The following is a 25070-nucleotide window of genomic DNA, read 5'->3' on the forward strand; positions in this document are numbered from 1 at the left end:
CTTGGTACTCAGTTCCATTGATACAGCCTTGTCCTTTCACCGATATTGCCATAGAACTCAAGTTTGTCGTTCTCACGGAGCCAGCGCTTGGCGATTTTCGATTCTGCAATCCGATCCGCATCGTCGAGAACCACGAGCGCGCCATCATGCAGGTGATCCCTTAAAACCGGAATCGCTGGATATCGCGCGGCGGGGCCACTCTTCGCCGGCGGCCCGTCCACCAGGACTATGTCGATAGCGTCAACGTCCTCGAACATGTCAATGCAATACCAGTTGAAGGTCTCTTCACCGATATTCACTGGCCGCAAAGGAGCTAACCGAGTTTCAGCGTAATGCTGCAACCCGTGCTGGCGCAAAGCGGCCTCGGTCCTGTCCCGAAATTCGCTCAAGTGATCTACGGAGATGATCTTGCCGCCACCAGCCTTGCGCAGTGCATAACCTATCCATAGAGTCGAAGCGCCACCTCCCAACTCGACAACGAGCTTTGGCTTTCTCTCCAATATTAACTTCACGATACCAAGCACCGATACCGGCTCCATCGCCCATCCCCCCAACAATGCAACAGGATGATCGACATCCAGAACGCGCCTTAGTTGCAGCAACGCCTCAACCTCCTGCACGATCTCGACCTTCATGGGTCCGAAGCCTCGACGCACCAAACCTCTGAGCCAATGCTCATCAACTGTAGTGGCGAGCAATTTTTCCCTGGCGTCGTGAAACTCCCCAGCGAGGACATCAAGCGCCTGGTGCAACTCCACATTCTGTTCCTGGGTCGAAGCGGCCAAATCATCAACGCACCCTTCGATAGCACGTGCAGATGTATCTATCCTTTCACTTATCGAACGCGCCACACCTGCCATTTCCGTGAACTGCGGGATAAGACCTCCTGCTAGCTGGGCAATCCCTTGTTCAATCTTGAGGATCCCCTCCTCGGCATTTCGTGCAACCAAGGTCTGTCCATCCAAGAGATCTGACAACGACCCGCGCACCAAAGAGTTCACCTCGCTTATGGCGTTGTCGAGTGCCGCCATTTCCTTCTCAAACAATGCCAAATCACGCTCCATCCGCTGATGCAGATCAGAGAATCCAGCATCGCCACTTACTCGCAACATGTACAATCGCTCGCTTACGCCCCCCAACTTCTCGTTGTGAAGCGCCAAATCGGCTGAAACAGCTTCGAACAACTGGGACAAAGTTTGCTCTATGCGACTTGCATCAGTAGCCGATGTCTCCTGTATCAAAGCAAGGTCGCGTCGCATCGAAGCATTCAAGCCATTCATTCGAACCTGGCCATTCTCTACAATTGCAATCAAGTTACGTACACAGTCTTCGTTGCGCTTGACGATCATGGCCCCCATTTCATCCATATTCCGATGCACGGAGGAAGCCAACCCAAGAATGTCCGCAGCTAGAGCATTGTGCGCCTTGCCAAGCTGGTTGCCGGCATCGGAGACAAATTCTTCCACCGATGAAAGCTGGCCACTAACACTCGCTATTCCGCTGGCGACTCCCAGCATGCGCTGATCGATGCCAGAAAGCTTAACTTGAGCACTCGAAACCCGCTCAAGTAATCCCGAAACCACTCCATCTGCATTCAATAGATGTCCTTCAACTGCTGACAAACGCTGCCCCAGTTCGGACAAATCCTGAGCCAAACCACATATTCCGCTTGCGAGTTGCTCGTGATGATCTGTTGCGGTCCTGCCGATAGCGGCAGCCATGACCGCCGCCATCCGCTCTTTCTCCGCCAGATCGTCCAAGCGTGAGCGCAGATCCATCATCTCCCGTCCCAAACCTGCAGTGACAGTCGAAACAATGTCAGCCTTAGCCTGATAAACACTATTCTGCACTGCCATAACTAGGGAGCATAGAAAGCCAAAAGCCGAGACAGACGCCAATATTGCAAACAAGAGCCGCAGATCGCCGTCAACGATAAATATCGCGACACAGCAAAGCAGCACGAAGGAAAGCAGTGCAATGCTTCCTCCGAGCTGAAACTGAGGGCGACTCAAAATTCTTTGCAATGAGTTCACGCCGGTCGACCCCTCGTAGAAAATTAGAGACGCGAAGTATTTTCGGACAAAGGCAAGACGCCCTTCACGTCAAAAACAATGCCATTGGCCTTCAAGTAGTCGCTCACCTTTGCATCAGCAGCGAGGAACTGATGATGGGCAACTGCGAGAACGACAGCGTCATAGTCGCCAAACTTCGGATCTGCAACTAGCTCGACACCATATTCATGATTGGCCTCTTCTGCAGACACCCAAGGGTCGTATATGTCGATCTGGGCGTTTATCCCGCCGAGCCCCCTCACCAAATCGATCACCTTTGTATTCCGCAGGTCCGGACAATTTTCCTTGAAGGCGAATCCGAGGACCAGAATTTTGGAGCCAACAACGTTGATTCCGGCGCCAGCCATACTGCGAATGATACGGGAAGCGACATGATCACCCATATCATCGTTGATACGACGTGCAGCAAGAATCAATTCCGGATTATACCCAAGCATCGTCGCTTTGTGTGCGAGATAATACGGATCGACGCCAATGCAATGCCCCCCAACAAGCCCCGGCTGGAAGCGCATAAAATTCCATTTCGTTCCAGCAGCAGCCAAAACCTCCTGGGTATCGATGCCGATGCGATGGAAAATGCGAGCCAGCTCATTCATCAAAGCAATATTCACGTCTCGCTGAGTGTTTTCGATGACTTTAGCTGCTTCTGCGACACGAATAGAGCTGGCCTTGTGAGTTCCAGCCTCGATGATCATTCGATAAAGATCATCCACATAGTCCGCGACCTCAGGAGTCGACCCGGCAGTTACCTTCATAATCTTCGTAACCGTCCGCTCCTTGTCGCCAGGATTGATGCGCTCAGGACTGTAGCCACAGAAGAAGTCGACATTGAACTTCAAACCGGAGGCCCTCTCCAGAACCGGGACGCATACTTCCTCCGTCACACCGGGATAGACGGTCGATTCGTAGATAACGATATCCCCCCTCTTCAAAATCGAACCAATCGCGGCGCTCGACTTCAGCAACGGATCGAAATCGGGTTGTCTCGCATTATCGATAGGAGTAGGGACTGTGACGACGAAAACATTGCAATCTTTAAGGTCCGCAAGCTCATGCGTGTAAGAAAGATACTGTGCAGAAGCTAGAAGTTCCGAGCTGGTTTCGAGGGTTCGATCTATACCAGCAACGAGCTCATTGATTCGGCCGCTATTGATGTCGAACCCAACCACCGGAATCTTCTTACCAAACGCCACAGCCAGTGGAAGACCGACGTAACCCAATCCAACGATGGCGAGACGAGTTGATGAAATATCCATTTAAAATCCTTATCTATTAGAAATCAACTAAACCGAGCACTTCAATCTCAAGATCGGTAATTATACTAAATTCACTTTGCGATCTAACCCGCTTCGCGGCGGCACGCGACATGTCCGTAAAGAGAGCAGGATTCCTGACAATTTCAAGACAAGCCTGAACCATTGCTTCGACATCTTCTGGTTCACACACCATTCCACAGGTCTCATCAACAAACTCCGGCACCCCCCCAATCTTTGAAGTAACGGGAACCAGACCCGATGACATCGCCTCATCACGACTGACGCCTTGAGTATCACCCCGGGTGGGAACCAAGAACACCCCGTGATTCCGATGCAAAGCAGAAATTTCCGCTGGTGCAAGAAATTCGCGCCGAAGAATTACATTGGAATACTGCCTCAAAGAACTGAAGTTCTCTTCCCACAGCTCTCCATCCCCAACCAAAGTAAAAGTCATGCTTGTGAATTCGGGATAAAAGGCTAGGCGGTGGATCACCGCAGCCACCAAATCATTGGCATAAATGCGAGTGGCGTGCGGCCTGATCGAAAGAAATTTAAACCTCTGATCCGAAGGCTTGGAGAGGTAAGTAAATACATCCGTATCGATAGGATTGTGTATTACTCGCCAAGCACCGATAGGCAACTCGGCCTCCACATCCTCTCTAGCCTGCACAGAGAGATTCTGAGACACAAATACCAGTTCCAGCTTCGCTGGAAAGTCAGCAAACCGTCTCTGCCAAAAACGCTTCCGCGACTGACTTTGCATCTCCGCGTGCGCTGCCGAAATCTCATCTCTGTAATTGAAGATGCGCCGTTTCGAGGACTGTATCTCAGCGCCGTGAACCCAAACAACGCTTCGCGTGTGCTCAACCGCCTCGGAAATGCCTTCCCACAACTCCTCGTCAAGAAAGTGCACAGCCACCGCTGAGTGGCCGGACAACCTAAGCGTTGAACGCAGAGTTGCAGCATCACACACGATGATCGGTACGCCATCATACTCGTACGCGTGCTTCGGCAAATGAGAAGAAACCCACACCACATCAACTCCGATACCGCGCCGTAGATAGTTCTTTACGCGAGTATGGACGAATGCATTCCTGTACAGGTCTTCCGAGCGGGGATATCCATTCACGACCACTAGCAACCGTCCTTTGCCAGGAAGCACTAGCGGCACCGGCAAGCCATCGCCAATAACCAACGCACTCACATATCCGACATATGGCCCCTCAAGACCTACCGCAAGCCGATAACAAGAAACGGAGATATCACTCGGCACTGTTATAGTCGTTTCCGGCAACAAACGATATCGCCTACCAACGGTTAGATTATCACCCAGCAATTCGTCAAGGTAAAAATGACATGAAGCACTCAACGCCGCCTGCAGTCGCACATGGGTTTCTTTTCGCCCATCATGCAAACTTGATGCAGAAAATGGCCTGGAGAACGCCGCTTCCGCAATTCCTTTCGCGAGCTTGCTGACCAATTCCATTGAACCATTCTTTGAAGCAATGGATATCTGCGCAGGCAGGCTGATTCCGTCGAACAACGCAGCCAACGTTTCCCCCGAAAGCTCTGCCCCCCCCTCGCAATCCACTGCTTCAGCCATCTCGCGAACAAAAGACTCTAGCTCGGACAAAGACAACCCCTCGCCGCCTCCGGCAATGCCAATTTCTGGAATGTTATCTTCCAGAGACGACTCCCGATAAGATTCGCGATCGGTCGAAAGCAAGCCTTCGCCCACGAAATGACCCTGCTCCGTATTCGCGAGCAGTTCACCAGCAGTAAACGGCCAGAAACGGGCTTTGGCCAAGGACCTGCGCCAGGCCAACCGATCTACACGTCGGTAATCCAAGCCTTCACCGACCAGAGCAAGGGTTCCAGCCCGTGAGCTCATGAAGCAAGCCTTTCCAACTACTTCCCCTTGCCTGAACTTCAAACAGTCCACAAGGTCCGACAGGTAGTAGGAACCGTAACAATCATCAACCGACCACAACGCAACCAAGCTGTCCGGAAAGAGCCTTTCCAAAGGCTGCTCCAGCTCATTTGCGTGCAATCTTCCGACTGCGGCGGGCAAAATCAGATTATCCGAGCACGCGACCTGCAAATTGACACGAACCCTTTTCTGTCTTTCAACCATCCTCATCAATCTTGCGAGCTGCGCTGAATCCGATACGCGACAGATAACAACGATCTCGCGCAATGCCGATGGTGAAGATCCGCCTCCCAACTGTCGAAAAATGGTACCCAGACGGGTAGACCAAGTGAACTCAGCAAGCACCTTCCGCATAGCTAGCAAACGACGGGCCCTGATATCCAACTCGTCGGGATTCTCCAGCTCTGTCATGGCCCAATCAAGTGCTGTGTGCCCGTCGTCCGTGATTCTGAACAAATCACCAAACATCAATCGAAGCGCACGCGAATAGTTACTGTACACCGACGTATTCGTACAAGCGAGCTCCAGAGCACGACGCGCGAACATACTTGAACTTTGTTTGATAGTATTCAGCGTCAGCCCAATTTGGCTACCGCGGTACAAAGCCGGCGTCTTTTCATAGGCCACTGCCGGCCAAAGGAATCTCGAAAAATGCTGTGGATAGCGTCGCTGCAGGCCGCCTTTGCCATCATTACGATCATGAATCCGGAAAGGCCCCGCCAAGGAAAGCGCCGTGGCTAGCTTATAAAAATCAGTACAGCGCTGCGTCAGATAGCCATACCACGCCCCGGCGAAAAAGCTGCCATTCTCACGAGACTCGTTCGCGTCCGCAAAAGGATGGTGCAGCTGAGGCTGGGCAGCGAAAGGCAGTAAGCTTATTCGCGAGTGCCCCAACTTGCGTCGATACTCGGGAATTGATTCCGCGTCGGTTGTGAATACATGCTCGAATAGAGATGCTGTTTGAATGAATGCTTCGAAATGAAGAGGATCCTCTTTATTCCAGAAGTAAGCCGGCAGACCAGCATGACGGCAACTCAAAGCCAAAGAGGCGATTTCCAGTCCAGCAGATACAACTTTCCCTTCCCATTCGCCTTGCAGCCCCGTCCAAGCCGACTCTACAAACACCAAATGCGGTCGAAAAGTGCGAAGCTGTTCAGCCCAGTTTTGCGGGTCTAGCATGCATACTTCGCATTCCATTGACAGGCTATCCCACGTAAACCGATCACAAACGAGCGCGATGCGCAGTTTCGAGATATCAAGGGGTAAATCATTTGGCGCAGGAACTTCTACCAGCTCTCCCGCAATGTTGGCTCCCACCACGCTACGCTCTTTAGGCCCGGCTTCGGGAAGCGCGGCCAGTACGGACGGGTCCTGGGTAACACCCTTGTTGCGACGGACCCGACGCTTAATAAGCCGGAAAGCTATACCCGGCCAAGTTCCGAGGCGCCGCGGATTGCGCGAAGTGTCAACCAATAGTCTACCTAGACGATAAGCATCACTTGCGCGTAGTGCTTCAAGTTCTTTCTGCAATGCCCCGATGCTGCCCTTCAAAATGGCGTAGTGCTGGATACCGCTTGCATCATCCGCAGACTCGGAAAGCTGCTGTTCCAGAGTTTGGATCCGAAGAATTGCTTCAAGCAAGCGATGCTCCAAGTCACGGCGGAGTGAATTCACGGCGCAACCTCGGCGATTCTCTGCCCGATGATCGTACACAAATGAGCGCTCCAGCTTCGAGCAAGCTGTGGCCAAGCGTACGCCACAGCGTTGTCGGCATCGACCGCTCGTTGCCCCAACTTTCCGGCCCTTTTAAGATCTTTCATCTCCTGCAGTGCCTGTTTGATCGACGCCTGCTCTGACACCATATCCCATCCGGCGCCCATACTCATAAGCATCTCGCCGGTGGCATCTCGGAGCTCGCCGCGCAGATGGAGGATCGGCTTGCCGGCGCCAAGGTACTCGAATACCTTCCCTGGAACCTGGACTGGATCGGCATTGGCGAGGTTGACGAGAACATCACAGCACCGCTGAGCTGCCAGCGCTCCGCGGTGCGGCATGAACCCAACAAGCCTAATGCTCTGAGGTGCTGACTCTGCGGCCATGATCAAGTAATCGGGGGCACTGACAGTAGCTACAGTCAGACGAACTCCAGGCACCGATCGCACCGCACTCAAAACCTCTTCGGCACGCCGGAAGCTATAGAAGCTACCTGTATAGAGAAGTTCCAAGATCGACTCATCGAAATCGAGCATTTGATCCTGCGGAAGCATTATGAAACCAGGATCGAAACCCTGCGGCATCACGTGAACTTTATCCTCAGGAATCATGTGGCGCAGCTTAAGGGTTCGAGCTGCGCTTTCCGTGGTCACACTGATCATTACCGCAGCGTCGCAAACCGACCGCTCCAGCGCACCGGCTTGCATCCGCCATTTTTCGGGGGTGTAAGGCGCCAAAACGGGGTCGCCCATGTCGACCACGAGCAGCAAGCCTCGCTTTGCCGCAGCCAATCCCACCGGCAACGAACAAGCTGGCTCATGTGATGCAATAACCGCATCTGGCCGCCGTTTAGCCACCACCGCTTCAAGCACTTCTATAGCTGGCCCGACCCATTCAACCCGATAATCGGGAAATACTTGGTTGGACACAATGGACTTGGCCTTTTCAGCCAGAACACCCTTCCAATTGAGCCCTCCACCAAGCCCCAAAGATGCTTCAAGCCGGCGGCGAAGCCTGCCCTTCCAGTTAAGGCTGGATATACCAGCAGGTGCTCGAATCAGCCCAGTCGTATTCACCGGCGCATCGACTGATGAGGTATCCCGACGTGCACGCCCCCGCAGCAGCCTGGAGAAGCGTCCCGGATCAACCCTGTGGACAGCCACTTCTTTGGGCAAGCTTGGCAGTCCTCCAGGCCCATTGTCAGGGATATCGGGCGCAATCACTTCCACAGTGTGCCCCGCCAACGACAACTCCCTCACCAAATAAGCCCAGCGCAAGGATTGCGGCGAAGGCACAGGAGGAAAATCGTACGCGATCAGCAACAAATGCATGAGCTCACTCACTCGCCTGTTGGGCAACTTCCGGAGTCCGCAGTACCTGCTGGAACTGAGCAAGCACCTCCTTCACCGGCCCCGCGCAATGAATCCGCCCACCATCAAGCAGTATTGCCTTGGTACAGACATTTTCCATCAATTTGAAATTGTGGCTAGCCAACACAACGATCTGAGCACTATCCACGCGAGAGCGAATGCGCTCCTGCGCTTTTTTTACAAACCCTGCGTCACCGGTGCCAATCCACTCATCCATGATCAGTATTTCGTGCTGAACGGCGGTAGCCAATGCAAACCCCAAGCGCATCCGCTGTCCAGAAGAAAGCGTTCGCAACCGATCTCCCGCCTTCGCGCTCAGCTCTGAAAATTCAAGAACCTCATCCACGATGGCATGGGCTTGCTTTGCCCGGAGCCCCATGGCGATGCCACGCAGAAGGATGTTCTCCACCACAGTGGCCTCTTGACTAAAGCCCAGAGAGAGATTGAGTAGCGCCTGACGGCGACCAGACATCTGGAGACTTCCACTGGTTGGGGGATAGGCACCGACAAGTACACGCAGCAACGTAGATTTTCCTGCGCCATTTCGTCCTAATACAGCCAATCTCTCGCCTGATTCGAGATTGAAACTGATATCCCGCAACGTCGGGCGCATCACCCGCCTGGGTGGCTGGAACGCAGCTTGCATCAATACGCTAAGGCTAGCCTTGAGACTACGCTGTTCCTGAGAGTAAACAGGCAGATCCAGACTAACCTTGGCTGCCCGCAGATAGATATTCGAACTCATATCCACACCGGCACGAAACGTGCATATCGACGATACACAATGGAGGCGATCAACCACCCACCGAGCAACATCAACGTCAAATAAAGAAACGTTGAATTCGCGATGGGCTCGCCCAACAGCGGCGCCCTGACGCTCTCTACCATGTGATAAAGAGGATTAATACGCGCTATGGTTCCACGAACAGTGCCAAGCGGCGCCTGACTGCCGAACCAGATGATTGGCGTGAACAGGAACGCGAACATCAAAATGCTTCCGATCAGCTCATGAACGTCCTGCAGCCGCGCTCCGAGCACGGCGACAATCGCCCCCATCCAGCCAATATTCAAAAGCACCAAGAAGAAACAAGGTATCGCGATAATCAGACCTTCCCAACGGAAGGTCGAACTTATTATCAGTGCCACAACAATCGCCGGCAGCGCCATGACGAAATAGAACATCGCCTTGGCAACCACTCGCAGAATGTAATCCGTCAATCTGACTCGCCCATCCAAGATAAAACTGGAATGACCAGGCAGCGTCGTAGTGCACTCACTCAAACTGATCGTGATCAGCCGGAACACCACATAGCCAATACCCAGATGAGGAATGAACATCCCCGGCTCATGCCCCTGCAGGTGCCCGAAGAAGCCGCCAACACCGAACATATAAATGACGGCCGGGCACAACGCCCAGAACAGCCCCAACCGCGAGCGCCGGTACTTGGTTACCAACTCCAACCAGGTGGAATAAGTCCAAAAGCCCGGGTTACGGAAGCTGTCGATGTAATCACCGATAAGCGAACGACTCATCCGGCCAGCGCCTGCTCAAGGTCCGCACGCAGATCCGCCACAGCTTCAACCCCCACGCTCAAGCGCACCAGCGCATCACTGATGCCCAGCTGGTTACGGCGCTCCACCGGGATCGAGGCATGCGTCATCACCGCCGGATGATTGACCAGACTTTCCACACCGCCAAGCGACTCGGCCAGGGTGAACAGCTCCGTGCGCTCGCAGAAACGCTTGGCCGCTTCGAAGCCCCCTTTGAGCACGATAGAAACGATGCCGCCGTAGCCGACCATCTGCTTGCCCGCCAATTCATGCTGCGGGTGTGAAGGCAGCCCCGGATAAATCACGTTCTCCACTGCCGGGTGGGTTTCCAGCCACTGCGCCAGTTCAAGCGCATTGGCGCAATGCGCCTTCATGCGCAGCGGCAGAGTCTTCAGGCCACGCAAGGCCAGGAAGCTGTCGAATGGCCCCTGCACACCGCCAATGGAGTTCTGCAGGAAGGCCATCTGCTCGGCCAGATCGGCGTTGTCGCCAACCACCACCATGCCGCCGACCATGTCGGAGTGACCATTGAGGTACTTGGTTGCGGAGTGCAGCACCAGGTCCGCGCCCAGTTCCAGCGGCCGCTGCAACATCGGCGAGGCGAAAGTGTTGTCCACCACCACGATCAGGCCATGGCGCTTGGCAACGGCGGCGACCGCAGCGATGTCCACGATCTTCAACATCGGGTTGGTCGGGGTTTCGATCCACACCATTTTGGTGGTGGGCGTGATCGCTGCCTCGAAGGCTGCCAAGTCAGTCAGGTCGACGAAGCTGAAATCCAGCCCGGCCGTACGCCTGCGTACGCGCTCGAACAGGCGGAAACTGCCGCCATAGATGTCATCCATCGCCACCACGTGGCTGCCGGCGTCCAGCAGCTCGATCACGGTGGAACTGGCGGCCATGCCCGAGGCAAAGGCAAACCCGCGGCTGCCACCTTCCAGCGCGGCAACGCAGCGCTCGTAGGCAAACCGGGTGGGGTTGTGGGTACGCGAATACTCGAAGCCCTGATGCTCGCCCGGGCTGGACTGCGCATAGGTCGAGGTAGCGTAGATCGGCGGCATTACGGCGCCGGTGCTGGGGTCGGGCGATTGCCCGCCGTGGATGGCCAAGGTGGCAAGCGACAAGCTGCGCTCGCCGTCCTGGCTGCGTGAATGCTGATCCGTCATGGCTACTTCCAGCTAAAGAGGCCGGATTCTACCAGCCTCGTCTGAATATTCTGGTTGGACGCCCGCAGAGCGCCCTCGGAAATCACTGAGCCCTGCGACGCAGGTAGTTGAGCAGATCGATCCGGGTGATCAAACCGAGGAAGGCATCGCCGTCAGTGACGATCGCCACCTGGCCACGGTCGAACACCGGCAGCAGGGCTTCGATCGGGGATTTGACGTCCAGCCGGTCCAGCTTGCTGACCATGGCCACCGACACCGGGTCCCGGAAGCGGGCTTCGTCGCCGTAGACATGCAGCAGCACATCGCTCTCGTCGATGATGCCGACCAGCTGGCTGCCTTCCATCACCGGCAACTGCGACACGTCGTACAGCTTCATGCGCTGGTAGGCGGTGGTCAGCAGGTCGGTCGGCGCCACCACCACGGTGTCGCGCTGGCTGTAGGGCCGCAGGATCAGGTCGCGCAGGTCCCCGTACTGGGGGCGCTCCAGGAAGCCGTTGTCCAGCATCCAGTAATCGTTGTACATCTTGGACAGGTACTTGTTGCCGGTATCCGGCACCAGCACCAGCACCTTCTTCGGCGTGGTCTGCTCGTGGCAGTACTTCAGGGCGGCAGCCAGCAGGGTGCCGGTGGACGAACCACCAAGGATGCCTTCCTTGCCCAGCAGTTCGCGGGCGGTGTGGAAGCTCTCGGCATCGCTGATGGCATAGGCCTTCCTGACCCGGCTGAAATCGGAGATGCCCGGCAGGAAGTCCTCGCCGATACCCTCGACCAGCCAGCTGCCGGATTTCTCGCTGAGCGTGCCTTCGTTGATGTACTGGGCCAGGATCGAGCCCACCGGGTCAGCCAGCACCACCTCGGTGTGCGGCGACAGCTTGGCCAGCGCGCGGCTCAGGCCGGTCATGGTGCCGGAGCTGCCGCAACCCACCACGATGGCATCCAGGCCACCCACTTCGGCCATCTGCTCCACCAGCTCCGGGCCGGTGCCGAACTCATGCGCCGCCGGGTTGTCGGGGTTGCCGAACTGATTGATGAAGTAGGCGCCCGGGGTGTTGTCGGCCACGGTCTTGGCCAGATCCTGGTAATACTCCGGGTGGCCCTTGGCCACGTCCGAGCGGGTCAACACCACCTCGGCACCCATGGCCTTGAGGTTGAAGATCTTCTCCCGGCTCATCTTGTCCGGCACCACCAGGATCAGCTTGTAGCCCTTCTGCTGGGCCACCAGTGCCAGGCCCAGACCGGTATTGCCGGCCGTGCCCTCCACCAGGGTGGCACCGGGCTTGAGATCGCCCCGCTGTTCGGCAGCCTCGATCATCGACAGGCCGATGCGGTCCTTGATCGACCCGCCCGGGTTGGAGCTTTCCATTTTCAGGTACAGCTCGCAGACGCCGGCATCCAGGCGCTGGGCCTTGATGATGGGCGTGTTGCCGATAAGTTCGAGGACGGAAGAATGGATGGGCATCGGTGTCATTCGGAATCGCGCCGCTGTGCGGCCGGACTGGCGATTATCCGATGGATGCCGAGGAATGTCAGGCAAATGGCCGACCATTACGGTTCAGCAAAGTGGCGCGAACGGGGGCGACCGACGAGGAGGCCGCCTCCGTCCGCGACATGAACGCTTACGTGTGGGGAAGGTTCAGTTGACGCGACTTTCGTATATCCGCAGAAGCTTCTGCTTGGCCAGAAGCTTTTCCCGCTTCATCTGGGCCAGGGTGACATCGTCGATCGGTAGTACCCCTAATCCCGCATCCATGCACTTCTTGTTCAGCTTTTTATGCTGTTGGTAGAGTTGCTTGAACTCGGGGTTGGCCTTGATCAACGCGTCGATTTCGCTCTGCGGCTGCCCTTCGAACATGACTACCTCCTTCATGCAGAAACAAGAACGCCCCGGCCTTGCGGCACGGGGCGTTGCTGGATGGAGAGCTGGACACCAGCGCTGCTGATCACGCAACCAGCCACCGAACCCCGACCCTTCGATCGAGCGCTTTCGGAAACTGGTTCGCGCCACTGCTGCACCGGCTCGGCCCTCCGCTGTCCGGGCGGCGGATTTGCCACCCGGACAATTGACCCTACGCCTGCAAAAAGGTTCCGGCAAGTGTTGCCTTCCATTCACGGACAAATCCGGAATGGCTGCCGCAGTCAGCCCAGAACAACGAACAAAAAACTAACAAAGTCAGTCATTTAGCTTTGTCACGGGGCAACGATAACTTCCGCCGAACGGGCACGGGTGGAAGCGGCCTTCTTGCCGGTGACCTGGATGCGGTTGGCCGCCACACCGGCCGCCACCAGGGCATCCTTCAGGGCTTGGGCACGGCGCTGGCCCACGCCGTTGGCGCTGTCATACGCCTCGATGGTCACCCGCCCCTTCTTGCCGATGTTCAGGTACTCGGCCAAGGCCTTGGCCTGATTGCCGGCAGCGGCAGACAGGCTGGCCTGGCCTGCGGCGAAGGCATCGCCCGCCAGGGTGAACACCTCGCCACGGTTGTCGAAGCGGGAACCCGGCAACTTGTGCCCGGAGACCAGCTCGGCCTCCTCGCGGGCCAACTTGGCTGCGTTCTGCTGGGCGGTGCTGAGCCGGGCCTGCTGGCGGCCGGCCACGCTGGTCAACGCGGTTTCGGCATCTTGGCGGGCCAGCGTTTCGGCTTCGGCGGCCAGCCGCAGCCGCTCGGCCTCCTCGGCCTGGATCTGGGTCTGCACACGCAGGCGCTCGGCCTCCTGGCGGGCGCGGGTGGCTTCGCGGCGGCTGGCTTCGATCAGCAACTCACTGCGGGTCCGCTCCAACTCGTCCAGCTGGCGCCGGGCCACGGCGGTGCGGCTGGCCGCCTCGGCAATGGCCACCCGGCGCTCGGCCAGGTAACGGGCATTGTCCAGATCCTTGCGCTTTGCCTTGGCCAGGTTGGCAATGGCCTGCTGCGCCTGCAGCTTCTCGTAGGCCGCCACCTCGGCGGTATACATGTCGGCCTGCAGGGCCACCAGGCGCTGGTTGAGACCGGCTACGGCCGGGTCTTCGGCCGCCACGGCCAGCAACGGCAGGGCCAGCAGCCCGGCCACGATCAGATGACGCATGCGCATCAGCGGTTCTCCCCTGAAGCCAACTGGCGTTGCAGCTGCTCGACCTCGGCCTTGCGCTGGGCCAACTGCGCCTGCGCGACGGCCTCCTCGCTCTGGGCGCGGGCCAGGTCGGCGTCGGCCACGGCACGCTGGGCCAGCACCGGCGCCTGCTTGCGCTCACGGCGGTCCTGGGCCGCCCGCTGGGCCTGCTCCAGCTGCTGGCGGGCCATGGCCATGGTGTCCGGCGCGTACTGGTCGGCGTCGGCGCGGTCGGCGCGGTCCACCGCCTGCTGGGCGGCGACCAGATCGGTCGCTGCCGGGTCCTGCGCAAAAGCGCTGCCACATAGCATGGTTGCGCAGACCGTCACATACAGGATGCGTCTTAATTGTGCGAAGCTAGGTTTCATTGGGGAGCCGTTGCCGAATGACTGTGCACGGCCATTGTCGTCAAGCCTTAGGCGTGCTTGCAACGGCGCGCCGCCGTTTGTTGGGGAAACATTGCGCATGGATATCGGCTATTTCTTGAAGCTGATGACCGAAAAGAACGCTTCGGACATGTTTTTGACCACCGGAGCGCCGGTTTACATCAAGATTGAAGGCAAGCTGTACCCGCTGGGCAATACCGGCCTGCCGCCGGGGATGGTCAAGAAAATCGCCTACTCGCTGATGGACGAAGGCCAGGTGCCGCAGTTCGAGCGCGACCTGGAGCTGAACATGGCCATCGCCCTGGCCGATGCCGGCCGCTTCCGCGTGAACGTGTTCAAGCAGCGCGGCGAAGTGGGCATGGTCATCCGCGCGATCAAGAGCCGCATCCCCAGCATCGAGGAGCTCAACCTCCCGCAGGTGTTGAAGGACGTGATCATGACCCCGCGTGGCCTGGTGCTGGTGGTTGGCTCGACCGGCTCGGGCAAGTCGACCTCGCTGGCCTCGATGATCGACCACCGCAACAGCACCTCGACCGGGCACATCCTCACCATCGAGGACCCGATCGAGTTCCTGCACAAGCACAAGCAGTCCATCGTCAACCAGCGCGAAGTGGGCCTGGACACGCACGCCTTCCACAACGCGCTGAAGAACGCGATGCGTGAAGCGCCGGACGTGATCCTGATCGGCGAAATCCTCGACGCCGAGACCATGGAGGCCGCCATCGCCTTCGCCGAGACCGGCCACCTGTGCCTGGCAACCCTGCACTCCAACAACGCCGACCAGACCATCGAGCGCATCCTCAACTTCTTCCCTGAGAGCGCGCACAAGAACGTGTTGATGAACCTGTCGCTCAACCTGCGCGCGGTGGTGTCCCAGCGCCTGGTGAAGGGCGTGGACGGGCGCCGCCGCCCGGCTACCGAGGTGCTGCTCAACACGCCGATGATCCGCGACCTGCTGCGCCGCGGTGAAGTGCACGCCATCAAGCAGGCCATGGAAGAGTCGCTGGAGGAAGGCATGCAGAGCTTCGACCAGTGCCTGTTCCGCATGGCCAAGGACGGCATCATCGAGCAGGAAGAAGCCCTGCGCGCGGCCGATTCACGCGACGGCCTGGCACTGAAGTTCCGCCTGTCCGAAGGTGGCAGTGGCGAACATGATCCCTATGCGGACTTCGCCGCGATGGCGCCGGCGGCGATCACCCACGGGTTCTGAGGGAAAACCCGGATTGGGGGCTTGCGGAGAGCGGTGACCTGACGGTGCGCCTTGCAGCTGGAATACCGCTGCAGGGCCACGCCCTGCGCCAGCGGAGCATCGGGCCGCAGCCGTGCCCCCCCAATCCCGATTTCCCAATCCCCGGACCTAGATCGCGTCGGGCTGGTTTTCCGGACGCGCAGCATCAAAGGCCGGCAGGGCCAGGCAGGCTTCCTCGATGCGGCGCAGGGTCGGATATGGCGCCAGATCAAGGTGAAAGCGACGGGCGTTGTACATCTGCGGCACCAGGCAGCAGTCGGCCAGGCCCGGCTCGGCGCCGTGACAGAACCGGCCGGTGTCGAAGGATCCAATCAACATCTGCTCCAGCGCGGCAAAGCCGGTGCGCATCCAGTGCAGGGTCCACTCATCGCGTTCGGGTTGCGGCACGTTCCATTCGTGGTCGAAGAACTGCATGACCCGCAGGTTGTTCAGCGGGTGGATATCGCAGGCCACCTGCTGGGCCAGCGCGCGCACGCGGGCGCGGCCGCCGGCATCGGCCGGCAGCAGCGCCGGCTGCGGATGCAGTTCGTCCAGATACTCGAGGATGGCCAACGACTGGGTCAGCACCCGTTCGCCATCGCGCAGGGTCGGCACCAGTTGCTGCGGGTTGAGCGCTGCATAGCCGGCCGCATGCTGCTGGCCGCCGTCACGGACAAGGTGCACCGGTTCGATCGCGTAGGCCAAACCCTTGAGGTTCAGGCCAATCCGCACGCGATAGGCGGCACTCGACCGCCAATAGCTGTAAAGCTTCAAACCAGCTTCCATGTCAGCGCTTCCCCCTTGCATACACCCGCACCATAACCGGTTACGGTGAGGGCGCCTTCACCATCGGTCTGCTGCCGCTACCGTCGATCGGATCAGGCCTGATCGGCCTGCTCGATACGCTGCTCGATCGCACCAAAAATGCTGACGCCGTCACGGTCCAGCATCTCAATGCGCACCACGTCACCAAAACTCATGAACGGCGTGGACGGCTTGCCATCACGCAGCGCTTCAACCGTGCGCTGCTCGGCAAAGCAGGATGCGCCCAGGGTGGTGTCTTCGTTGGCGATGGTGCCCGAGCCAACAATGGCACCCGCCGACAGCGGGCGGGTCTTGGCAGCGTGGGCCACCAGCTGTGCGAAATTGAACTGCATGTCCACGCCGGCTTCCGGCGCGCCAAACCACTTGCCATTGATGTGGGTAACCAGCGGCAGGTGCAGCTTGCTGTCCTGCCAGGCGGCGCCCAACTCGTCCGGGGTGACGAAGACCGGGCTCAGCGCAGAACGCGGCTTGGACTGCAGGAAGCCGAAGCCCTTGGCCAGCTCGCCCGGGATCAGGTTGCGCAGGCTGACGTCGTTTACCAGGCCCACCAGCTGGATATGGCCGGCGGCCTGTTCCGGGGTGGCAGCCATCGGCACGTCGTCGGTGATGACGACGATTTCGGCTTCCAGGTCGATGCCATAGTCCTCACTGACCACCTTCACCGCATCGCGCGGGCCGTAGAAGCCGGCACTGGTGGCCTGGTACATCAACGGATCGGTGTAGAAGCTCTCCGGCACCTCGGCACCGCGCGCCTTGCGTACCCGCGCCACGTGCGGCAGGTAGGCGCTGCCATCGACAAACTCGTAGGCGCGCGGCAGCGGCGCGGCCAGCGCTTCCATCTCCAGCGCGAACTCCCCGTCCACGGCGCCTGCGTTCAGCTGCTCGGACAGGGCGTTCAGGCGCGGCGCCAGGTTGGACCAATCCTCCAGCGCCTGCTGCAGGGTGGCGGCAATGCCGGTGGCCCGCACGGCGCGGGTCAGGTCGCGCGAAACCACGATCAGGGTGCCGTCGCGGCCGCCTTCCTTCAGGGAACCAAGCTTCATGGGAGTGTCCAGTCTGCGAAGAAACAAGTTTCAATTGTAATGATTATGTCCGCGACCACCAGCCTCTCCGGAAGAATGCTGAACAGGCGTTTTTGTGTGAAACCGGACAATCCCTTAGACTAGCGCGGTCTGCCAGCGGCCGTCCGTTTCCCTCAGGGACCGCCGGCGGTGCAGGATCAGCGGCCACCTGGCCCATCCGCCCGCCCGCCCCCACTCCGACGCCTATCGTCACGCATTCCAGCCAGCGCACCGCGTTGGTTGCATCCCAGATCTTGCAGCGCGGTTTACGGGAACGCTCCGGGATCAGCAGGTCTTCCATGACCCGCAACGCACGCCTTTTGGGCGCGCGTTATTCAAGTTTCGGAGCATTCCATGTCGTTTGAAAACCTGGGCCTTGCGCCCTTCCTGCTGCGCGCGCTCGCCGAGCAGGGCTACGAAAACCCGACCCCGATCCAGCAGCAGGCCATTCCGCTGGCACTGGACGGCCGCGACCTGCTGGCCGGCGCCCAGACCGGTACCGGCAAGACCGCCGCGTTCGGCCTGCCGCTGCTGCAGCACCTGGCCACCTCGCCGCAGACCGTGGGCAACGGCCCGCGCCGTCCGCGTGCGCTGGTGTTGGCCCCCACCCGCGAACTGGCCACCCAGGTGCATGACAGCCTGCGCGGCTACAGCAAGTACCTGCGCATCCCCAGCGCCTGCATCTACGGCGGCGTGGGCATGGGCAACCAGTTGGACATGCTGCGCCGTGGCGTCGACCTGCTGGTCGCCTGCCCGGGCCGCCTGATCGACCACCTGGAGCGTCGCAGCGTCGACCTGTCCGGCGTCGAGATCCTGGTACTGGACGAAGCCGACCGCATGCTCGACATGGGCTTTTTGCCCTCGATCAAGCGCATCCTCGCCAAGCTGCCGCGCCAGAACCGCCAGACCCTGCTGTTCTCGGCCACGTTCGAGGACAGCATCAAGCAGCTGGCGCTGGAGTTCATGCACAACCCGGAGCAGATCCAGGTCACGCCGAAGAACACGGTTGCCGAGACCATCACCCACCGCGTGCACCCGGTCGATGGCGCCCGCAAGCGCGAGTTGCTGCTGCACCTGCTGGCCGAGGATTCCCGCGTGCAGACGCTGGTATTCGGCCGCACCAAGCATGGCTGCGACAAGCTGGCCACGTTCCTGGAGAAGTCCGGCATCAAGACCGCCGCCATCCATGGCAACAAGAGCCAGGGCCAGCGCCTGCGCGCACTGGCCGACTTCAAGGCCGGCCGCGTGACCGTGCTGGTGGCCACCGATATCGCCGCCCGCGGCATCGATATCAACGAGCTGCCCAAGGTCATCAACTACGACCTGCCGATGGTGCCGGAAGACTACGTGCACCGTATCGGCCGTACCGGCCGCAATGGTTCGACCGGTGAAGCCGTGTCGCTGGTGGCCCAGGACGAGGCCAAGCTGCTGCGCCAGATCGTGCGCCTGCTCAACCGCGATATGGACATCCGTGACGTGCCGGGCTTCGAGCCGCAGACCCCGATCCGCTGGGGCAACAGCGCGCCGGGCAAGGCCGAGCATCCGGGTGGCCACAAGGCCCCGCGTCGTGGCAACAGCGCCGGCCATGGCCCGCGCCGTCCGGGTGGCGATGCGCCGCGCGGGGGACGTGGCGGCCAGCAGAAGCCGGGCGGCCAGCGCAATGGCGGCAACGGTCAGCAGCGTCGTGATGCGCACCCGGGTGGTGGCCAGCGTCGTGGCGGTGGCGGCCGCGGCCAGAGCCGTACCAGCGCCTGATCCCGGCGTTTGGCTGGGATAGGAAGTCAAAGAAAGGCCGACGCATTGCGTCGGCCTTTCTGGTTCATGGATTTTAAAGAGGGAGCGCCCTCGATCGGCCCTACAATTGCAGCCATGGATATTTTCAAGGTTTTCACCCTCGAAGCCGCGCACCGGCTGCCCAACGTCCCGCCGGGCCACAAGTGCTCGCGCCTGCACGGCCACTCGTTTCGGGTGGAGCTGCGGGTCAGCGGCGAGCCTGGCCCGGAAACCGGCTGGATCATGGATTTCAGCGACCTCAAGGCCGCCTTCCAGCCGCTTTACGACCAGCTCGACCACCATTACCTCAACGACATCCCAGGCCTGGAGAATCCCACCAGTGAGCGCCTGGCGATGTGGATCTGGGAGCGCCTGAAGCCCTCCCTGCCCCTGCTCAGCGAAGTCGTGGTGCACGAAACCTGCACCTCGGGCTGCAGCTACAAGGGCGCCTGACACGCTGCCAGGTAGTGCCGAGCCATGCTCGGCAGGAGCTCTACGGCAAAACCCAACCCCTCCCCAGCCCTCCCCTTGGCTTACGCCAAAGGGAAGGAGCAACCGCGGTAGTGCCGAGCCATGCTCGGCAGGGGCTCTACCGGCAAAACCAACCCCTTTCCAACCCTCCGCTTGGCTACGCCAAAGGGAGGGAGCAACGGCGTCGTGCCGAGCCATACTCGGCAGAGGCTCTACCGGCCAAAACCAACCCCTCCCCAACCCTCCCTTTGGCTACACCAAAGGGAGGGAGCAAACCTCCACGCATCCAACCCTGGCTGAATCGTTCAAAATCAAATGTTGCATTGCGCAAAATCCGCGCTATGCTGCACCGCAACACGACCTGCCGGGTTTCGCCGATGTCCGCTCAGTTCACCGATTTCAGCAGCTACACCCAGCAGTTCGCCGCTGCCGCCAACCGCGCAAACCGGCTGGCCCTGGAAAATGCTGAAAGCGTGTTCGGCGTGCAGCTGCGTACCTTCGAGCGCAACACCACCGCCGCTGCCGGCTTCTTTGGCGAACTGGCACAAGCCGGCGCGCAGGCCGATCTGCAGGCCTTGCTGCCCAAGGGCCTGCAGGTGGCACGCGACAACTTCGAGCGGCTGGCCAGTGCCAACCAGGAAGTGGTCGGGCTCAGCCTGAAGGCCGGTGAGGCGCTGGGTGAGCTGGTGCGCCAGCCGTTTGCCGCCGCCGGCAAAGGCAACCGCAAACCCCGCTGAGCCCCACACAGAATTTGCGCGGTCCCTCCCCCGCGCAATCCCAGACCCGACAGCATCCCCCTCCCGCTGTCGGGTCTTTTTTTGCCTGCGTTCCAGCATTCCATCCACAGGGGCTGCACTGGCCGGCACCCGCTGGCAAAATCCACGGGCCCACTGCAGCTAGACTCTTACGATGTTCAGCACGTCCACGCTCACCGGCAGCAAGCCGGAACAGTACGCCCAGCTCTTGGCACAGGCCCGCGCCCTGGTCCACGGCGAGGCCGATCGCATTGCCAATGCCGCCAATCTGTCGGCCCTGGTCTACCACGCGCTGCCGCAGCTCAACTGGGTCGGCTTCTACTTCTACGATGGCAAGGAACTGGTGGTCGGCCCGTTCCAGGGCTTGCCCGCCTGCGTGCGCATTCCCCTGTCCAAGGGCGTATGCGGTGCGGCGGCCAGCAGCGGCCAGACCCAGCGCATCGAGGATGTGGATGCGTTCCCGGGCCATATCGCCTGCGACTCGGCCTCGCGTTCGGAACTGGTGGTGCCACTGCTGCGCGACGGCGCACTGGTGGGTGTGTTCGATATCGACAGCCCGGTGCTGGCGCGCTTTGATGCCGACGATCAGCTGGGCCTGGAAGCCATTGCCCAGGTCTTCGTCGAGGCGCTGCAATGAGCGCCACCAAGCTGCGCAACATCGGCCCCAAGAGCGCAGCCTGGCTGCGCCAGGTGGGCCTGCGCAGCGAGCAGGACCTGCATGCGGTCGGCGCTGTCGGCGCCTTCATGAAGGTACGCCGGGCCGGCTTCAAACCCAGCCTCAACCTGCTGTATTCGCTGGAAGGCGCCCTGCTCGGCTGCCACTGGCAGGAAGTGCCCGAGGCACGCCGTCAGCAGTTGGTCGCCGAGTACGAAGCCGCCGCGGGCGCGCTGCCCACCACGCGCGCAGGCCAGCAAGCCGGGCCGGTGCATGAAACGCATATGCCGCCTGAAACCGACGACGAAGAGACCCGCGAGATCCGCTTCGACTGAGCCTGCAGGAGCGGCGCAAGCCGTGTCGCTGGCCATTCGTGCGCACTGCGTTTCCCACTACCGGGCGCGCGTCGCATGCAGCGCTTGGTGACGCGCTGGCCTCGCCGCTTACGCAGCCGCTACAACGTCCGCAACCAGCGGTGCCAGCACGACCAGGGCCAGCAACAACAGCGTTTCGGTGGCCTCGACGCTGGCGCCCAGGCCATCACCGGAAATGCCACCCAGCTTGCGTTTCCACCACAGCGCCACCAGCGGCACCAACAGCAAAGCCAACAACAACGGCCAAGCGACGAACACGCTGATCGCCGCCAACAGCACCGCCCACAACCACATCGCCGCAGGCCGCAGCTGCCAGGAGAACCGCTCGCCCATGCCGTCAGCATGCAGGGACGGAATCCGCTGGCTCCACCACAAGGTGCCCCAGCGCGCCCAGGCCGGCACCAGCACGATGCCCAGCCACAACGGCCCCACCGCCAGCTCGGTCAGCAGCACGAACTTGAGCAGCAGCTGCATGATCAGGGTGACCACGCCAAACACGCCCATATGCGGGTCCTTGAGTACCTCAAGGAAACGCTGCGGGTTGCGGTGCGCCGCGCCGAAGGCATCGGCCACATCGCCCAGCCCATCCAGATGCAGTGCACCGGTCACCCATACCCACACCAGCAGGGTCACCGCGCCGGCCAACCAGGGGCGATCCGCCAGCCCGTACAGGGGCAACGCCAGCAATACGCCGATGATGGCGCCCACCAAGGGGTAATACACCGCCGATCTGCTGAGGTCCTCCTGCCGGAAATCGCGCACCTGCGGTGTCGGCAGCCGGGTCAGAAATTGAGTGGCAAGAATCAGGCGGCGCAGGCTCATGGTTGACGCAGCTCCAGCAGTTCACCCCATAGCTGACCATCATCGCCGCGCTCCACGCGCAGCCGCACGCGGGTGCCGTAGTCGATGCGCATCGCCCACAACGAGGACAAGGCCATGCCACAGACCCGCGACACGGCCAGGCGCAGCACGCCGGCATGGCTGACTACCAGCACGGGCTGGCCATCGCCATCATCCTCGTCCACCAGCCGGTGCAGTTGTTCTTCCACCCGGGCCTGGAACTGCGGCCAGGACTCGCCATTGGGCGGCACCACATCGTGGGGCTCGCTGTAGAAACCGGCCAGCTGCTCGGCCGGCAGCTCATCGAAGTGCAGGCCGTCCCAGTCACCGAAGTCCAGCTCGGCCCAATCCGGATGGATCTCGCAGAACTGGTTGCTGCCGGCCACCAGCGCATGCGCGGTGTCCAGCGCGCGACGGCGCGGCGAGGTGATCACCCGGCTCCAGCCGATGCCGGCATGGCAGCGGTACAAGGCATCCATCGCGCCGTCGATCAACGGCGGATCGGTGCGCCCGTCCAGATAGCCGGCGCGGCCGGTGGACGCGTGTCGCATCAGATCAAGAATCATGGCGTGCCATCGCGATCGGCAACCGCCGCTTCGGCGAAGGTCGCCATGCTGTTGTGCAGGGCGCAGGCCATGCGCACCAGAGGCAAGGCCAAGGCCGCACCCGAACCTTCGCCCAGGCGCAGGTCCAATGCCAGCAGGGGCTGCGCCTGCAGGGTCTGCAACAGGCGCAGGTGACCACGCTCGGCCGATTGATGCGAGAACAACAACCAGGGCCGCACGCCGGGATTGATGCGCACCGCGGCCAGGGCGGCCGCAGAGACGATGAAACCGTCCACCAGCACCGCAATGCCGCGCTGTGCAGCGGCAATCATCGCCGCACTCATCGCGGCGATTTCCAGACCACCGACACGCTGCAATGCCGCCACGGCGGGTATGGCAGCGGCAGTGATGGCCTCGCCATGCAGGTTCAGCGCGCGCGTGATCAGGTTCTTCTTCTGCACCATGCGCACCGCATCCAGGCCGGTGCCGGCGCCCACCAGTTCGTCCAGCGGCAGCTGCGCCAGGGCGGCGGCCAAGGCACTGGCAGCGGTGGTATTGCCGATACCCATCTCACCGAGCACCAACAGATCGGCGCCCTCGGCGCAGGCGGTTTCCACGGCACGCCGGCCGGCATCGAAGGTGGCCTGCAGATCGTCTTCGGTCATGGCCGGGCCGGTGCTGAAATCATCGGTGCCCTGCCGGGTTTTGGACTGCACCACGCCTGCAATAGCGCTGCTGGCACGACTGCCCACATCCCAGACATGCAAGGGCAGGCCCAGTTCGCGTGCCAATACCGCGATGGCGGCACCGCCGCCGGCAAAGTTGTGCAGCATCTGCACGGTCACTTCGGCGGGATAGGCCGACACGCCCTGCGCGGTCACACCGTGGTCGCCCGCAAACACCAGCACCGGCACCCGCTGCGCTTGCGGCCTGTCCACCGCCTGCAACGCGGCCAGTTCAACGGCCAGACTCTCCAGGCGGCCGAGGGCACCCTCGGGCTTGGTCAGCTGGCGCTGCCGGGCCAGGGCGCGTTGCCGGTATTCCTGCGATGGCTGCCCGCAGGCCTGCCCGTACCATGTTTCTGTCACGACTGTTCCGATACTGCGTTTGCAGCACGCATTCTAGCCATTCGCCAGGCCTTACCGCCGCTTGCGGCCTGTCATCGGGCACGGCAACACACGCCGCGTAGCCCGGGTAAGCGCCAGCGCACCCGGGGAATGAGCGCGGGATGGTGTGGATGCGCGCTGCGGCGCTCTGCACTTCCGGGTGCGCTGCGCTTACCCGGGCTACCGGGGCGTGCTTGGGAGCGTGAACCCCCATTCCGGCAACGCTGGCGGCAATGGCATAGAATGCGCGCACTTTCGGGTGACCGACCGGCATTGCCGGTCGGTTGAAACGGGAAGCCGGTGCCGCGCACTGCTGGAACTCCAGCCTGTCGCCATTCCGGCACTGCCCCCGCAACGGTAAGCAGGACAAGTCCAGACATGGCGCCACTGTGCACGGCACGGGAAGGCGTCTGGACGGAAGCGGCACACGCCGCCTCGCCTGCGAGTCCGGAGACCGGCCCGGAAGCCGACTGGTTGCGATGCGGAGGGCATGGCGGCGGCTGTAGCGCCGTGTGCGCCGCCTCCGTCTTCTCCCTCTTCTGGCAGCCTCCCCAATCCGCCTGCACGGGAGCGTGCAGGCCCAGGAGCTTCCATGAAACTGTCTTACCACACCCTTTCGCTCGCCCTTGCCCTGGCATTGCCGGGCGTTGCCGCCGCGCAGAACGCACCGACCGAACTGGACGACGTCACCGTCACCGCAACCCGCACCCCGATCTCCATCGAGAACAGCGTGGTGCCGGTGCAGGTCATCGACCGTGCGCAGATCGACCACAGCCAGGCCAACTCGCTGCAGGACCTGCTGCGCGGCCGCGCCGGCCTGGACTTCGCCAACCAGGGCGGCAACGGCAAGATCACCTCGCTGTTCCTGCGTGGCAGCAACTCCAACCAGGTGCTGGTGCTGGTGGA

General features: G+C 60.7%; 23 protein-coding genes and 1 riboswitch. Of the genes, 7 read left to right on the top strand and 16 right to left on the bottom strand.

The window, feature by feature from the left end; translation table 11 throughout:
- Positions 1–8 precede the first annotated feature (8 nt).
- The 11 genes from B2527_RS11535 to B2527_RS11585 form a co-directional block, all read right to left on the bottom strand.
- The gene (locus B2527_RS11535) at positions 9–2033 is read right to left on the bottom strand and encodes a class I SAM-dependent methyltransferase (RefSeq protein WP_293712341.1); all 2025 of its coding nucleotides are present in this window, start codon (positions 2031–2033) and stop codon (positions 9–11) included.
- A 23-nt stretch (positions 2034–2056) separates the two neighbouring features.
- Positions 2057–3328, bottom strand: coding sequence for a nucleotide sugar dehydrogenase (locus tag B2527_RS11540; RefSeq protein ID WP_293712344.1), 1272 nt, complete (start codon positions 3326–3328; stop codon positions 2057–2059).
- Between the two features lie 16 nt (positions 3329–3344).
- Positions 3345–6932, bottom strand: coding sequence for a glycosyltransferase (locus B2527_RS11545; protein WP_293712347.1), 3588 nt, complete (start codon positions 6930–6932; stop codon positions 3345–3347).
- A complete protein-coding gene (locus tag B2527_RS11550) occupies positions 6929–8302 on the bottom strand; it encodes a glycosyltransferase (protein ID WP_293712350.1) in 1374 nt (457 codons plus the stop codon). Before B2527_RS11550 ends, B2527_RS11545 begins: the two co-directional genes overlap by 4 nt.
- Positions 8303–8306: 4 nt before the next feature.
- A complete protein-coding gene (locus B2527_RS11555; protein ID WP_293712353.1) occupies positions 8307–9086 on the bottom strand; it encodes an ABC transporter ATP-binding protein in 780 nt (259 codons plus the stop codon).
- Complete coding sequence (locus tag B2527_RS11560; RefSeq protein ID WP_293712356.1) at positions 9083–9874, bottom strand: ABC transporter permease; 792 nt, start codon at positions 9872–9874, stop codon at positions 9083–9085. Before B2527_RS11560 ends, B2527_RS11555 begins: the two co-directional genes overlap by 4 nt.
- Positions 9871–11058, bottom strand: a complete 1188-nt coding sequence (locus B2527_RS11565; protein WP_293712359.1) for a cystathionine gamma-synthase — start codon at positions 11056–11058, stop codon at positions 9871–9873. The genes B2527_RS11560 and B2527_RS11565 overlap by 4 nt, the downstream gene beginning before the upstream one ends.
- An 82-nt stretch (positions 11059–11140) precedes the next feature.
- The gene (locus B2527_RS11570) at positions 11141–12517 is read right to left on the bottom strand and encodes a pyridoxal-phosphate dependent enzyme (protein WP_293712362.1); all 1377 of its coding nucleotides are present in this window, start codon (positions 12515–12517) and stop codon (positions 11141–11143) included.
- Between the two features lie 174 nt (positions 12518–12691).
- Positions 12692–12910, bottom strand: a complete 219-nt coding sequence (locus tag B2527_RS11575; protein ID WP_293712365.1) for a YdcH family protein — start codon at positions 12908–12910, stop codon at positions 12692–12694.
- Positions 12911–13245: 335 nt separating this feature from the next.
- Complete coding sequence (locus tag B2527_RS11580) at positions 13246–14121, bottom strand: OmpA family protein (protein ID WP_293712399.1); 876 nt, start codon at positions 14119–14121, stop codon at positions 13246–13248.
- 5 nt (positions 14122–14126) lie between these two features.
- Positions 14127–14513: a DUF4398 domain-containing protein gene (locus B2527_RS11585; RefSeq protein ID WP_293712368.1), complete on the bottom strand. Its 387-nt coding sequence runs from the start codon at positions 14511–14513 to the stop codon at positions 14127–14129.
- Between the two features lie 97 nt (positions 14514–14610).
- Here B2527_RS11585 and B2527_RS11590 point away from each other — a divergent pair, with 97 nt between their 5' ends.
- Positions 14611–15741: a PilT/PilU family type 4a pilus ATPase gene (locus B2527_RS11590; protein ID WP_293712371.1), complete on the top strand. Its 1131-nt coding sequence runs from the start codon at positions 14611–14613 to the stop codon at positions 15739–15741.
- Between the two features lie 147 nt (positions 15742–15888).
- On the opposite strand, the gene maiA is transcribed toward B2527_RS11590, so the two are convergent.
- Positions 15889–16545: a maleylacetoacetate isomerase gene (gene maiA / locus B2527_RS11595; RefSeq protein ID WP_293712374.1), complete on the bottom strand. Its 657-nt coding sequence runs from the start codon at positions 16543–16545 to the stop codon at positions 15889–15891.
- A 92-nt stretch (positions 16546–16637) separates the two neighbouring features.
- On the bottom strand, positions 16638–17627 hold the full coding sequence (locus B2527_RS11600; protein ID WP_293712377.1) for a fumarylacetoacetate hydrolase family protein: 990 nt from the start codon (positions 17625–17627) through the stop codon (positions 16638–16640).
- 372 nt (positions 17628–17999) lie between these two features.
- Here B2527_RS11600 and B2527_RS11605 point away from each other — a divergent pair, with 372 nt between their 5' ends.
- The 5 genes from B2527_RS11605 (at position 18000) to B2527_RS11625 (ending at position 21634) form a co-directional block, all read left to right on the top strand.
- Positions 18000–19400 carry a DEAD/DEAH box helicase gene (locus B2527_RS11605; protein ID WP_293712379.1) on the top strand — a complete coding sequence of 467 codons (1401 nt, stop codon included), beginning with the start codon at positions 18000–18002 and terminating at the stop codon, positions 19398–19400.
- Between the two features lie 114 nt (positions 19401–19514).
- Complete coding sequence (queD, locus tag B2527_RS11610; protein WP_293712380.1) at positions 19515–19871, top strand: 6-carboxytetrahydropterin synthase QueD; 357 nt, start codon at positions 19515–19517, stop codon at positions 19869–19871.
- 395 nt (positions 19872–20266) lie between these two features.
- The gene (locus B2527_RS11615) at positions 20267–20626 is read left to right on the top strand and encodes a phasin family protein (RefSeq protein WP_293712383.1); all 360 of its coding nucleotides are present in this window, start codon (positions 20267–20269) and stop codon (positions 20624–20626) included.
- 172 nt (positions 20627–20798) lie between these two features.
- The gene (locus tag B2527_RS11620; protein ID WP_293712385.1) at positions 20799–21281 is read left to right on the top strand and encodes a GAF domain-containing protein; all 483 of its coding nucleotides are present in this window, start codon (positions 20799–20801) and stop codon (positions 21279–21281) included.
- Entirely contained in the window at positions 21278–21634 is a 357-nt protein-coding gene (locus tag B2527_RS11625) for a TfoX/Sxy family protein (protein WP_293712388.1), read from the top strand. Before B2527_RS11620 ends, B2527_RS11625 begins: the two co-directional genes overlap by 4 nt.
- Positions 21635–21742: 108 nt before the next feature.
- Here the strand turns inward: B2527_RS11625 and cobS are convergent, their stop codons facing one another.
- The 3 genes from cobS to cobT are packed head-to-tail and all read right to left on the bottom strand — an operon-like array spanning position 21743 to position 24146.
- Positions 21743–22495 (bottom strand): adenosylcobinamide-GDP ribazoletransferase, encoded by a 753-nt coding sequence (cobS, locus tag B2527_RS11630; protein WP_293712391.1) that lies wholly within the window; start codon positions 22493–22495, stop codon positions 21743–21745.
- On the bottom strand, positions 22492–23064 hold the full coding sequence (locus B2527_RS11635; protein WP_293712393.1) for a histidine phosphatase family protein: 573 nt from the start codon (positions 23062–23064) through the stop codon (positions 22492–22494). Before B2527_RS11635 ends, cobS begins: the two co-directional genes overlap by 4 nt.
- Positions 23065–23075: 11 nt before the next feature.
- The gene (cobT, locus tag B2527_RS11640) at positions 23076–24146 is read right to left on the bottom strand and encodes a nicotinate-nucleotide--dimethylbenzimidazole phosphoribosyltransferase (protein WP_293712395.1); all 1071 of its coding nucleotides are present in this window, start codon (positions 24144–24146) and stop codon (positions 23076–23078) included.
- Between the two features lie 258 nt (positions 24147–24404).
- A riboswitch (cobalamin riboswitch) is annotated at positions 24405–24641 on the top strand.
- 115 nt (positions 24642–24756) lie between these two features.
- On the opposite strand from cobT, the gene B2527_RS11645 reads away from it, so the two are divergent.
- Positions 24757–25070, top strand: a 314-nt coding sequence (locus B2527_RS11645; RefSeq protein WP_293712397.1) for a TonB-dependent receptor, incomplete at its 3' end; no start/stop codon positions are given.

Source organism: Stenotrophomonas sp. UBA7606 (assembly GCF_002477705.1).
Classification (GTDB): domain Bacteria; phylum Pseudomonadota; class Gammaproteobacteria; order Xanthomonadales; family Xanthomonadaceae; genus Stenotrophomonas.